Origin of the sequence: Kribbella sp. NPDC049174, from assembly GCF_043197365.1 — a bacterium.
Taxonomy (GTDB): Bacteria; Actinomycetota; Actinomycetes; order Propionibacteriales; family Kribbellaceae; genus Kribbella.
Window position 1 is genome coordinate 616,273 of the sequence record NZ_JBICSZ010000002.1, and the last position, 12,673, is coordinate 628,945.

General features: G+C 69.7%; 10 protein-coding genes. 8 read left to right on the forward strand and 2 right to left on the reverse strand.

The window, feature by feature from the left end:
* The first annotated feature begins 31 nt into the window (after positions 1–31).
* From ACGFIF_RS13460 to ACGFIF_RS13485, 6 genes are read left to right on the forward strand one after another with little or no spacing between them, the layout of a single operon-like run.
* On the forward strand, positions 32–1,396 hold the full coding sequence (locus ACGFIF_RS13460; RefSeq protein ID WP_393154533.1) for an MFS transporter: 1,365 nt from the start codon (positions 32–34) through the stop codon (positions 1,394–1,396).
* On the forward strand, positions 1,393–3,534 hold the full coding sequence (locus tag ACGFIF_RS13465) for a molybdopterin oxidoreductase family protein (protein ID WP_393154534.1): 2,142 nt from the start codon (positions 1,393–1,395) through the stop codon (positions 3,532–3,534). Before ACGFIF_RS13460 ends, ACGFIF_RS13465 begins: the two co-directional genes overlap by 4 nt.
* Positions 3,531–7,463 (forward strand): nitrite reductase large subunit NirB, encoded by a 3,933-nt coding sequence (nirB, locus tag ACGFIF_RS13470; protein WP_393154535.1) that lies wholly within the window; start codon positions 3,531–3,533, stop codon positions 7,461–7,463. Before ACGFIF_RS13465 ends, nirB begins: the two co-directional genes overlap by 4 nt.
* A gap of 11 nt (positions 7,464–7,474) precedes the next feature.
* Positions 7,475–7,804 carry a nitrite reductase small subunit NirD gene (gene nirD / locus ACGFIF_RS13475; RefSeq protein WP_393154536.1) on the forward strand — a complete coding sequence of 110 codons (330 nt, stop codon included), beginning with the start codon at positions 7,475–7,477 and terminating at the stop codon, positions 7,802–7,804.
* Positions 7,794–8,921, forward strand: a complete 1,128-nt coding sequence (locus tag ACGFIF_RS13480) for a uroporphyrinogen-III synthase (RefSeq protein ID WP_393154537.1) — start codon at positions 7,794–7,796, stop codon at positions 8,919–8,921. Before nirD ends, ACGFIF_RS13480 begins: the two co-directional genes overlap by 11 nt.
* Positions 8,918–9,604, forward strand: coding sequence for a sirohydrochlorin chelatase (locus tag ACGFIF_RS13485; RefSeq protein WP_393154538.1), 687 nt, complete (start codon positions 8,918–8,920; stop codon positions 9,602–9,604). The genes ACGFIF_RS13480 and ACGFIF_RS13485 overlap by 4 nt, the downstream gene beginning before the upstream one ends.
* A gap of 44 nt (positions 9,605–9,648) precedes the next feature.
* Here the strand turns inward: ACGFIF_RS13485 and ACGFIF_RS13490 are convergent, their stop codons facing one another.
* A complete protein-coding gene (locus ACGFIF_RS13490; protein ID WP_393154539.1) occupies positions 9,649–10,425 on the reverse strand; it encodes a nitroreductase/quinone reductase family protein in 777 nt (258 codons plus the stop codon).
* Positions 10,426–10,486: 61 nt separating this feature from the next.
* Between ACGFIF_RS13490 and ACGFIF_RS13495 the strand changes: the two genes are divergently transcribed.
* The gene (locus ACGFIF_RS13495; RefSeq protein ID WP_393154540.1) at positions 10,487–10,918 is read left to right on the forward strand and encodes a MarR family winged helix-turn-helix transcriptional regulator; all 432 of its coding nucleotides are present in this window, start codon (positions 10,487–10,489) and stop codon (positions 10,916–10,918) included.
* On the opposite strand, the gene ACGFIF_RS13500 is transcribed toward ACGFIF_RS13495, so the two are convergent.
* On the reverse strand, positions 10,900–11,304 hold the full coding sequence (locus tag ACGFIF_RS13500) for a MerR family DNA-binding transcriptional regulator (RefSeq protein ID WP_393154541.1): 405 nt from the start codon (positions 11,302–11,304) through the stop codon (positions 10,900–10,902). The two genes, ACGFIF_RS13495 and ACGFIF_RS13500, sit on opposite strands and share 19 nt — an antisense overlap.
* A 69-nt stretch (positions 11,305–11,373) precedes the next feature.
* Here ACGFIF_RS13500 and ACGFIF_RS13505 point away from each other — a divergent pair, with 69 nt between their 5' ends.
* On the forward strand, positions 11,374–12,537 hold the full coding sequence (locus ACGFIF_RS13505) for an acyl-CoA dehydrogenase family protein (protein ID WP_393154542.1): 1,164 nt from the start codon (positions 11,374–11,376) through the stop codon (positions 12,535–12,537).
* Positions 12,538–12,673 lie beyond the last annotated feature (136 nt).

Consider the following 12,673-nt stretch of genomic DNA (forward strand, 5'->3'; position numbering starts at 1 on the left):
ATCAGTGAGGTCGGATGATCGGAGACTAACGATGACGCTCGAGGCACGACCGGACGTCACCACCCGCGACGGAAGCGGCGCGGTGGGGACTGTCGAGGCGCCGCGGCGCGGGCGCTGGATCGATGTCTGGGATCCGGAGGACGCGACATTCTGGGCCGAGAAGGGCCGTGCGGTCGCGCGGCGCAACCTGTGGCCGTCGATCTTCGCCGAGTTCCTCGGCTTCTCCGTCTGGCAACTGTGGAGCATCGTGGTCGTCTCGATGCCGAAGGCCGGCTTCACCTACAGCACGAACCAGCTGTTCTGGCTGGTCGCGCTGCCGAGCCTGGTCGGTGCGACGCTGCGACTGCCCTACACGTTCGCGGTACCGCGGTTCGGCGGCCGGAACTGGACCATCGTGTCCGCGCTGCTGCTGCTGATCCCGACCATCGGGCTGTCCTACTTCATGACCCAGCCGGACACACCGTTCGCGCTGATGGCCCTGGTCGCGGCGACCGCGGGTGTCGGCGGTGGCAACTTCGCCAGCAGTATGACGAACATCTCGTTCTTCTACCCGGAGAAGGAGAAGGGCTTCGCGCTCGGTGTCAACGCGGCCGGCGGCAACCTCGGCGTCGCCGTGGTCCAGTTGGTGGTGCCGGTGGTGATCGTGCTCGGTGCCGGGCTGTCGCTGGACCGGGCCGGCCTGCTGTGGATCCCGCTGATCCTGCTGGCCGCTTTCCTGGCCTGGAAGGTGATGGCCAACCTCTCCGTCGCGAACTCCTCGTTCCGCACCTCGATCGCGGCGGCGAAGCGGCCGCACACCTGGATCATCTCGTTCCTCTACATCGGCACCTTCGGCTCGTTCATCGGCTTCGGGGCGGCCTTCCCGCTGCTGATCAAGACCAGCTTCCCCGAGATCACGGTGTCCCACGTCGCCTTCCTCGGTGCCCTGGTCGGCTCGGTCGCCCGCCCGTTCGGCGGGAAGCTGTCCGACAAGCTCGGCGGCGCCTGGGTGACGGTCTGCGCCTTCGTGGTGATGGGCGTCGGCATCCTGTCGGCGATCGTGTCGCTGAACGCGGGCAGCTTCACCGCGTTCCTGCTCAGCTTCCTGGTCCTGTTCGTCGCCAGCGGCGCCGGCAACGGGTCGACGTACCGGATGATCCCCGCGGTGTTCCGGCTGACCACGGCGGACGACCCGGGCCGGGCCAAGCGCGAGGCGGCGGCCTGTATCGGGATCGCCTCCGCGATCGGTGCGTATGGCGGCTTCCTGGTCCCGCGTGGATTCGCGATGTCGACCAGCAACTTCGGCTCGCTGATCCCGGCGTTGTACGTCTTCTGCGGCTTCTACGTGGTCTGCCTGGCCGTGACCTACTTCTGCTACCTCCGCAAGGGTGGCCCGCTCAGCCGGGAGCGCGTGTGAGGGGAGTCCCCACCCACTGCCCGTATTGCGCCCTGCAGTGCGCCACCTCCCTGCACCCGGTCGACCGGCCGGGTGCAGTGGAGGTGCGGCCCCGGGCCATTCAGAGCTATCAGGGTGGCCCGACCAACAAGGGTGGGCTGTGCCGCAAGGGCTGGACCGCTGCCGAGGTGCTGACGGTGCCGGACCGGCTCACCATGCCGCTGGTCCGGGACGCGGCCGGCAACCTGGTGGAGACGAGCTGGGACGAGGCGCTCGACTTCGTGGCCGATCGCATCCGGTCGCTGCAGGCCGCGCACGGCAACGACGCGATCGCCGTCTTCGGTGGCGGCGGGCTGACCAACGAGAAGGCGTACGCGCTGGGCAAGTTCGCCCGGGTGGCGCTGAAGACCGCGAACGTGGACTACAACGGCCGGTTCTGCATGTCGTCCGCGGCGGCCGCGACGAACCGCGCCTTCGGGATCGACCGAGGGCTGCCGTTCCCGCTGGCCGACGTGGCCGGCGCCGGCGCCGTCCTGCTGGTCGGCAGCAACATCGCCGAGACGATGCCGCCGGCGGTCTCGCATCTGGAAGGCGTACGGAACTCGGGTGGGCTTCTGGTCGTCGACCCGCGCCGTACGGCGACCGCCACGCTGACCGAGGACGGCGCCGGTATCCACCTCCAGGCGACGCCGGGGACCGACCTGGCCCTGGTGCTCGCGTTGACTCACGTCGTACTGCAGGAAGGTCTTGCCGACACGGCGTACCTGACCGAGCGCACCGACGACCCGGACACGCTGTTCCGCACGACCGCCTCCTGGTGGCCCGAGCGAGCGGAGCGCGTGACCGGCGTACCGGCCGCGACAATCCGGCGGGCAGCGCGGGCGCTGGCTGCCGCGGCACCCGTGCACGGAGGCGCCGGAGCGTTCATCCTGACCGGTCGCGGCGCTGAGCAGCACAGCAAGGGCACTGACACCGTGACGGCCTGCATCAACTTGGCTCTGGCGCTGGGACTGCCCGGTCGGCTCGGTAGCGGCTACGGGTGCATCACTGGTCAGGGCAACGGGCAGGGCGGCCGGGAGCACGGTCAGAAGGCCGACCAGCTTCCCGGCTACCGCAGCATCGCCGACCCGGCTGCACGGGCCTATGTCGCGGGTGTCTGGGGTGTGGAGGCAGACAGCCTGCCCGGGCCGGGTAAGAGCGCTGTCGAGCTCATCAACGCGCTCGGTACGGAGGACGGCCCGAAGGCCCTGCTCGTTCACGGGAGCAACCTGCTGGTGTCTGCACCGCGCCTCGCGTCCGTGCGGGAGCGGCTCGCGTCGCTGGACCTGCTGGTGGTGGCAGATGTCGTACCGTCCGAGACTGCTCTGCTGGCGGATGTCGTCTTCCCGGTCACGCAGTGGGCCGAGGAGGAGGGCACGATGACCTCGCTCGAGGGCCGCGTCATCCGCCGTCGGGCCGCGATCGAGCCGCCGGGTGAGGTCCGCAGCGACCTGGCGGTCTTTGCCGGACTGGCCGGCCGGCTCGGCAGTGCTGACGGTTTCCCAACCGATCCGGCCGAGGTGTTCGAGGAGTTGCGGCTCGCCAGCAAGGGCGGCAAGGCCGACTACTCGGGCATCACCTGGGACCGGATCGACGCCGGCGAGGCGCTGTTCTGGCCGGTGCCGGCCGAGGGCCACCCGGGTACGCCGCGACTGTTCGCGGACTCCTTCAGTACGCCGGACGGCCGCGCGCATGTGGTCCCGGTCGACCACCGGCCGGTCGCGGACGACCTGAACGCGGCGGCGCCGATCTACCTGATCACCGGCCGGCTGCTGCAGCACTACCAAAGCGGCGCCCAGACGCGCCGGGTGGCGGAGCTGGACGAGGCCGAGCCCGAGGTGTTCGCCGAGATCCACCCGCGGGTGGCCGCGCAGCTGGGGATCGCCGACGGACGCCCGATCCGGCTGCGCACCGCGCGCGGTTCGATGGTCCTGCCGGCCCGGGTGACCGCCGACGTCCGTCCGGACACGGTCTTCGTGCCGTTCCACTACGGCGGCGCCGGCGCGGTCAACGAGCTCACCAACGACGCTCTCGACCCGGTGTCCCGGATGCCGGAGTTCAAGGCCTGTGCCGTCGAAGTCACAGCCGCCAGCCTTCCGGCGACTGGAGTTCCGGCATGAACGAGAAGGTAGTGATCATCGGAGGTGGCATGGCCGGCCGACGGCTGGCCGGGCTGCTTCCGTCGTACGACGTGACCGTCCTCGGCGACGAGGGGTCGTACAACCGCGGCAGGTTGACCGAGTACGTCGCCGGTCGCGCGGCCGAGCCGGTCATCGGTGCCGAGCCGGTGGCGACCGCGGCCCGGGTCGATCGGGCCCGGCGGGTGGTCACGGACGTCGAGGGTCGCGAGTTCGGGTACGACCGGCTGGTGTTCGCGACCGGCGCGACGCCGATCCTTCCCAAGGGTGTGCCGGACGCGCCGGGGATCCACACCCTGCGGTCTGCGGCCGACGCCCGCGCGGTCGTCGAGGAGGCCGGTCGGGTACGACGTGCCGTCGTTCTGGGCGGCGGTGTGCTCGGTGTCGAGACGGCGTGTGCACTGCGCGAGCGCGGCGTCGCGGTGACACTGGTGCACGACGGCGAAACCCTGCTGGACAAGACGATCCGGCTCACCGCCGGCCGCCGGATCACCCGCGCGGTGCGTGAGCTCGGTGTCGAGGTGCTCCTCAACACGACCCTCGAGGGCACCGATCTACGCAACGAGCGCTTCCGGGCGCTGCGGTTGCGCGGCGGCCGGCAGGTCTTCGGCGAGGTGCTCGTCGTCGCCTGCGGCGTGAAGCCCTCCACGCAGCTCGCCGCCGGTCTGCCGATCGGACCGGCCGGCGGCATCGTTGTCGACCGGACGCTGACGAGTCCCGGCGACGCGCGGGTGCACGCGATCGGCGACTGCGCCGAGATCGACGGCCTCGTCACCGGCACGGTGGCATCGGCCTGGTCACAGGCGGAATCGCTCGCGGCCAGGCTGGCCGGCCGGGGCGACGGTCCGGTCGAGCCGTCCCCGCCTCCGCCGGACTACGACGTCATCCGGCTGACCGCGGGCGGGCTCGATGTGCTTGTTCTTGGCAACAAAGAGGACGAGGGCGAGGTGGTGCGACTCGAGGACGGCGAACGGTACGTCCGCGCCGTACTGCGGGACGGCATCGTGCGATCGGCCGTCGCGGTCGGTGCGCCCGATGTGGCCGCGGAGCTCGTGCTGCTGGCGGACCGGGGTACGCCGGTCACCGCCGTCGGGTTGCTGGCGGCTCCCGACGTACCGACGAAGAAGGTGGCCACCGTCTGCCGGTGCAACGGGGTCACCAGGGCCGCGATCGAGACGGCCTGGCGCGGAGGTGCCGACAGCGTCGCCGGCATCGCCGCGAAGACGCGGGCGACGACCGGGTGCGGCAGTTGCACCGGCGCCGTCGGCGATCTGCTCGACCGCTTCCGCCGCGGCGAGACCGAACCAGTTCCGACCAGGAGGGCGACGATGACAGAGCTGAACAAGGCCCGGCACGTAGTGGTGGTGGGCGGAGGGATGGTCGCTCACCGGTTGGTCGAGGCGCTGCGTTCGCGCGATACCGAGATCCAGTGGCGGATCACCGTGCTGGCCGAGGAGCCGCGGCTGCCGTACGACCGGGTGGCGTTGACCAGCTACTTCTCCGGCCGCGACCCGCACGACCTCGCACTGGGCGACCCGGAGCTCTGGGACGACCCCGCCGTGACGCTGCGCAAGGGCGTGCAGGTCACGTCGTTCGACAGCTCGGCCAAGGTCGTGACGACCACGCGTGGAGAGCGGATCGAGTACGACGAACTGGTCCTGGCGACAGGCTCGTCGGCCTTCGTGCCGCCGGTGAAGAACAGCGACGCGCAGGGCTGTTTCGTCTACCGCACTGTCGACGACGTGGCCGCGCTGCGGGTGTACGTCGAGCGGCTGAAGAGCGAGGGCAAGGACGTCCACGGTGTCGTGGTCGGTGGTGGTCTGCTCGGTCTCGAGGCCGCTGGTGCGCTCCGAGCCCTCGGCGCGGCGACCAAGGTGGTCGAGTTCGCGCCGCGACTGATGCCGCTCCAGGTCGACGAGGGCGGCGGCGCGGCGCTGGCCCGGCTGATCGAGAGCCTCGACGTCGACGTGATGGTGTCGACGCAGTGCACCCGGGTCAAGCTCACTTCGCAGGGTTCCGCGAAGGCGATGGCGCTGGCTGATGGTCCCGATCTGCCGGCCGACGTGGTCGTGTTCGCAACCGGTGTCCGGCCGCGCGACGAGCTGGCCCGGGCGGCCGGTCTGGACGTCGGCGAGCGCGGCGGTGTCGTGGTCGACGAGGCCTGCCGGACGTCGGTGCCGGGTGTCTGGGCGATCGGTGAAGTCGCTTGTATCGAAGGCCGGGTCTGGGGGTTGGTTGCCCCCGGCTACACGATGGCCGAGATCGTCGCCGACCGGCTGCTCGGCGGCGAGGCGACGTTCCCGGGTGCGGACACCTCGACGAAGCTGAAGCTGCTCGGGGTCGACGTGGCCAGCTTCGGCGATGCCTTCGGTACGTCGGAGGGCGCGCTCGACATCGTCTACGCCGACCCGATCGCCGGCGTCTACAAGAAGCTCGTCCTGTCCGACGACGCGCGGACGCTGCTCGGCGGCATCCTGGTCGGCGACGCGTCGGCGTACTCGGGCCTCCGCCCGATGGTCGGCCGCGAGCTCGGTGCGGACCCGGCGGCGTTCCTGCTGCCCGAGGGCGCCGGTCCGGTCAAGCTGGAGCTCCCCGACGACGCGCCGGTCTGCTCCTGCAACAACGTGTCGGCCGGGACGATCCGGTGCGCCGTCCGGGACGAAGGCTGCACGGACATCAAGTCGGTGTGTGGCAAGACCAAGGCAGGCACGAGCTGCGGGTCCTGCCTGCCGATCGTGAAGAACCTCATGAACACCGAGCTGGCCAAGGCCGGTGTCGAGGTCAGCAAGGCGTTGTGCGAGCACTTCGCGTTGTCCCGGGCCGAGCTGTTCGACGTGGTCCGGGTGACCGAGCTGCGCACGTTCAGCGAGATCGTCGAGCGGCACGGCACCGGCCGCGGCTGTGACATCTGCAAGCCGGTGGTCGCCTCCATCCTGGCCAGCCTCGACCCGGCCGGTCACGTGCTCGAAGGCGAGCGGGCGACCCTGCAGGACACCAACGACCACGTGATGGCCAACATGCAGAAGGACGGCACGTACTCCGTCGTCCCGCGGATCCCCGGTGGCGAGATCACCCCGGAAGGCCTGATCACGATCGGCGAGGTGGCCCGCGACTTCGGCCTCTACACCAAGATCACGGGCGGCCAGCGGGTCGATTTGTTCGGTGCCCGGATCGAGCAGCTGCCGGCGATCTGGAAGCGGCTGGTCGACGCCGGCTTCGAGTCCGGGCACGCGTACGGCAAGGCGCTGCGGACGGTGAAGTCGTGTGTCGGCTCCACCTGGTGCCGGTACGGCGTACAGGACTCGGTCGGGATGGCGATCGCGCTGGAGCTGCGGTACCGCGGGCTGCGGTCGCCGCACAAGCTCAAGCTCGGTGTCTCCGGTTGCGCCCGCGAGTGCGCCGAGGCACGTGGCAAGGACGTCGGCGTGATCGCGACCGAGAAGGGCTGGAACCTGTACGTCGGCGGCAACGGCGGCATGACGCCGCGGCACGCCGAACTGCTCGCCTCGGACCTCAGCGACGCGGAACTGTTCCAGGCGATCGACCGGTTCCTCATGTATTACGTGCGCACCGGCGATCGGCTGCAGCGGACCTCGGTCTGGATCAACGACATCGAAGGCGGTCTCGACCACGTCCGCGACGTCGTACTGAACGACAGCCTCGGCATCGCCGCCGACCTGGACGCCGCGATGGCCAAGCACGTCGACGCCTACGTCGACGAGTGGCGCGCGACCCTGAACGACCCCGACAAGCTGGCTCGGTTCGTCTCCTTCGTGAACGCCCCGGACCAGCCCGACGCCGACCTGCGGTACGTGGTCGAGCGCAACCAGCCGCGGCCGGCTACCCCGGCGGAGCGCGGACAGCTGGAGCCGGTGCTACTGGCCGGCCCTCGATTGGAGGTACGCCGATGAGCGTCACTGCGATGAGCCAGACAGTTGTCTGCCAGTACGACGTACTGCTGCCGGAGCGCGGGGTCGCCGCGTTGATCGGAGACGTGCAGATCGCGCTGTTCCGCACCCACGACGGATCGGTGTTCGCCATCGGCAACCAGGACCCGTTCAGCGGTGCGAACGTGATGTCACGCGGCATCGTCGGCAGCCGGGGCGACGCGCAGACGGTGGCGTCGCCGATGTTCAAGCAGGTCTTCGATCTGCGCACCGGGGTGTGCCTCGACGACCCTTCCGTGTCGCTGCCGGTGTATCCGGTGGAGGTTGTCGACGGACAGGTGATGGTGAACCTCGGTGAACAGTAAGCCCGGGCCGCTCAGTGGCTGCGCGATCGCGATCACCGCGCACCGTCGCGCGGAGGACCTGATCGCCTCGTTCGAGCGTCGCGGCGCGAAGGTGCTGCACGCGCCGACGCTGCAGATCGTGCCCGTCGCCGACGACCACGCGCTGATCGAGGCGACCCGGCGGGTGATCGCGAACCCGCCGGACGACGTCGTCGTCACCACCGCGGTCGGTTTCCGCGGCTGGATCGAGGCGGCCGACACGGCCGGGCTGGCCGCGGACCTGCTGGTCACGCTGGAGTCGGCGCGCATCCTGGCCCGCGGTCCGAAGGCCCGGGGCGCGATCCGGGCCGCCGGTCTGGTCGAGCACTGGTCTGCCCGGTCGGAGACGACCGCCGAGGTGGTGGAGTGGCTCCGCGACCAAGGGGTCGACGGGCGGAAGATCGTCGTACAACTCCATGGACTGTCGGATCCCGGACTTCAGGACTCGCTGCGGGCAGCTGGGGCGTCCGTACGTGGGCTGGAGGTGTATCGCTGGGGTCCGGCACCTGACCCTGTCGTGGTCGAGCGCATGATCGGGCAGATCTCCTCTGGTGCGGTGGATGCAGTGGTGCACACGTCGGCGCCTGGTGCGCAGGCCATGCTCGACGCTGCCGCGCTGTCCGGGCAGTACGACGGTCTGCTCACGTCATTGCGGACGGGCCGGGTGCTGAACGCGTGTGTGGGGCCGGTGACGGCTGTGCCCTTTCACAACCTGGGTTTGGAGCCGCTGGTGCCGGATCGGTTCAGGCTCGGCGCATTGATCCGGATCGTGACCGACCGGCTCACCGATGACAACGCGCGCTCGATCGAGACGGAGTTCGGGCAACTGGTGATTCGTGGTGGCGCGGCGGTCCTGGACGGAGTGGTGCTGCCACTCGGTCCGGGGCCGCGCGCCGTCCTGGCCGCTCTGGTCGCGGCCGGTGGAGATGTGGTGTCGCGACCGGAGTTGCTCGCGGTGCTTCCTGGAGCTGAGGACGTACACGCGGTGGAGGTCACGGTGAACAGACTCCGTACGGCGGTCGGCCGGCCGGAACTGGTCCGAACAGTGGTGCGGCGCGGCTACCGCCTGGCCGTGGAGACGGCCGGGGTGGCGTTGTGACGGTCGACCTCATCGCGGCCGCGCACGGGACCGCGGACCCTCGGGGCATCCGCGAGATCCACTCGTTGGTCCGGTTGATGGCCCGGCGGCGGCCCGACGTACCGGTATCGCTCGGCTTCGTCGACGTCGACGTACCCGCGCTTCCCGGACTGGTCGGCCGCGTGGTGGCCGACAGCAACCAAGCGGTGGTGGTGCCGCTCCTGCTGTCGAGCGGCTATCACGTGTACGTCGACATCGCGGCGGAAGTCCACCGCTGGCCCGGCCGAGTCGACGCCGCGCCTGCCCTGGGCCCCGACCCAGTCCTGGCGGACGTCATGGCCGACCACCTGGGCGACCTCAGCCAGATCGACCGCGTCGTCATGGCCGCCGCAGGCTCCTCCGACCCCAGAGCCCTCCAGGACTGCACCGAAACGGCCAGGTTGCTGTCGGCCCGGATCGACCGCCCGGTCGAGGTTGGCTACGTCTCCGGCGCCGGCGAACACCTCACCTCGGTGTTGGCGCGCACACCTGGCCGAGTAGCAGTAGCGACGTACTTGCTGGCCCCCGGCTTCTTCGCCGACCGCGTCCGCCGCATCGCCGCAACCCGCCCGGTCAGTGCCCCCTTGGGCGCCGACCCCCGGATCGCCGACCTCGCCCTACACCGCTACGAATCGGCTTTGCGCACCTCAGCTGTCGCGGTCTGAGCCGGAGCGTTGGCTACGCGAACGCTTCGACGGTGGATCGACAGTCAGGCGGCGTCGAGGGCTGGGCCTAGGTGGGCTTCCTCGTAGGTGTAGTGGGTCTCCAGTTCGCCGGCCAGGTGGTGGAGGTTGTCGCGCAGGTGTACGGCGGCCTCGCGGGAAGGTGCTGTGGTCAGTTGGGTCAGCGTTTCGGTGAGTTGGGTGTTGAGGGCGGCCACGGTCTCGTGTTCGCGGGCGAGGCGGTCGAGGGTGGGCTTCAGTTCGGGGAAGGTTGCGGCGAGGGTGGGGAAGACCCCGTCTTCGCGGGTGTGGTGGGCGTGCAGGGCGCTGCAGAAGGACAGGCAGTGGCGTTGGAGGTCGTTGGTTGCTTCGGGGAGTTGGCCGTTGCCGGCGAGGTAGGCGTCGACGGCTGCGAGGGTGTCGTTGAGCTGTTCACGGAGGCCCGCGTGGATCTCCTTCAGGTGTGCGGCGGCGGCGCTGACCCGGGCCGGGGTGAGGGCGACGACCTGGATCTTGCGTGTCGTGTTCTGTTGATAGACGGCGAAGGCGGGGTCACGGGCGGCCTGTTCGGCGTACAGACGGTCGCGTTCGGCGCCGGTGATTTCGGTGGCGGCGGCGGCGTACTTGAGCTCTCCGACCTCGACGGTGACGGCTGGGTTGGCGCGGAGGTTGTGCAGCCAGGCGGGTGACTGCGGCCGGCCCGCGTTCGAGGCGAAGACGATCAGCCGGCCGCCGTCCTCGGCGTACGCGACCGTCGTGGTGTGCGGCCGGCCCGAGCGGGCGCCGGTGGTGGTCAGGTTCAGCAACTGTGCGTTCACAGGCATACCCTCTGCAGATGGCGGAGTAATTTAGCTTTGCAAGCAAAATAGTTTTGGAGACAAAGGTATGTCAAGTGTGGACGACAGCATCCGCACGCTGTTGCTGCTGATGCCGCGGATGGTGGGGCGGACGAAGCGGATGAAGGTCCCGGACGAGCTGGCCGGCCTCAATCTCGCGCCGCGGCACCTGAGCCTGTTCGCCTACCTGCTGTTCGACGGCCCGCTCGGCGTGAACGAGCTGGCCGAACGCCTCGAGGTCACCCCCGCCACCGTCAGCCTGATGGTCGGTGAACTCACCCGCAAAGGCATCCTCGACCGCCGCGAGGATCCGGCGGACCGCCGCCGCGCCATCGTCACCCTCTCCGACGCCCACCGCGAAGCCATCGACAACTGGTTGGCTCGAAGCGCCCGTGCCTGGCGTCAGGCCCTGGAACCTCTCACCGACAAAGAACGAGCCCTCTTCGTCAACACCCTGAAGAACTACGAGGACGCCCTGTGAGTACGGAGGGTCTCGAGGTCGGCGTGGCAGCGGGCTTCTACCTCGGCTAGTTCGAGGAGGGTTTCCTCGATGTCCTTGCGGCGTTGTTCCAGGTCGGCGCGGCGGGTGGTGATCTGGTCGAGGAGGTAGACGAGCTGGCCCTCCTCGCCCGGCTCGGCGTCGTACATGTCGACGATGGTGGCGATCTCGTCGAGGGAGAAGCCGAGGCGTTTGCCGCGCAGGATGAGCCCTAGGCGGACCCGGTCGCGGGGGTGGTAGACGCGGACGGTGCCGCGGCGCTCGGGGGTGAGCAGGCCGCGGTCCTCGTAGAACCGGATGGTGCGCAACGTGACGTCGTACTCGGTGGCCAGTTCGGCGATCGACCAGGTCTGCGTCTGAGCGGGCACCCGGATATTGTGCACATACCCCAGCGTGCTTTACGTTTACGTAAGCGTCAAGCACGAGGGAGTGCCGTCATGTTCGAACTGTCCGAAGAGCACCGCGAGTTCCGCCAGAGTGTGCGCGACTTCGCCGAGGCGGAGATCGCCCCGCACGCCGCGGAGTGGGACCGCAAGCACTACTTCCCGGTGGAGGTCGTGCAGAAGATGGGCCGCCTGGGGCTGTTCGGGCTGACCGCCCCGGAGGAGTACGGCGGTTCCGGCGGCGACTTCACCAGTCTGTGCGTCGCGATCGAGGAGATCTCCCGCGTCGACCAGTCGATGGGGATCACCCTGGAGGCCGCGGTCGGGCTCGGGATCAACCCGATCCTCACCTTCGGCACCGACGAGCAGAAGCAGCAGTGGCTGCCGGATCTGGTGGCCGGGCGGACGCTGGCCGGATTCGGGCTGACCGAGCCTGAGTCGGGCTCGGACGCCGGCGCGACGAAGACCCGGGCCGTCCTGGACGGCGACGAATGGGTGATCGACGGCTCGAAGCAGTTCATCACCAACTCCGGGTCCAGCATCACCTCCTGTGTGACTGTCACCGCGCGGACCGGCGAGAAGCCGGACGGCAAGGCGGAGATCTCCACGATCATCGTCCCGAGTGGTACGGCGGGCTTCGTGGCCGAGGCGGCGTACGACAAGCTCGGCTGGCACGCCTCCGACACCCATCCGCTGTCCTTCGCCGGCTGCCGGGTGCCCGCGTCGAACCTGCTCGGTGAGCGCGGGAAGGGTTTCGCGCAGTTCCTCGCCACGCTGGACGACGGGCGGGTCGCGATCGCGGCGGTCGCGCTCGGCTGCATCCGGGCGTGCCTGGAGCTGTCGGTCCAGTACGCCGGTGAGCGCAAGACCTTCGGGGTGCCGATCGGCCGCAAGCAGGGCGTGGCGTTCCAGATCGCCGATCTGAAGGTGATGGCGGACGCGGCCGAGATGCTCGTCTACCGGGCGGCGGCGTTGAAGGACGCGGGCGCTTCGATGGCCGACTTCAAGCAGGCCGCGTCGGTGGCGAAGCTGTACGCGACCGAGTCCGCGGTGACCGCGACCCGGATCGCGACCCAGGTGTTCGGCGGCTACGGCTTCATGGAGGAGTACCCGGTCACCCGGTTCTACCGGGACGCCAAGATCCTGGAGATCGGCGAGGGTACGTCGGAGGTCCAGCGGATGCTGATCGCCCGGAGCCTCGGGCTCCCGGTGGAATGACGGCTTTCGATCGGCGAGTGTCAGGATGACTGCATGACTGTGTTGATGCCACGCCTCCGGCGCGGCGGGTCATGGGGCCCTGGCTCCCGGCCTTCCCTCGTCACTCCAGTCGCTGCGCTCCCTCCGCTCCTCAGTC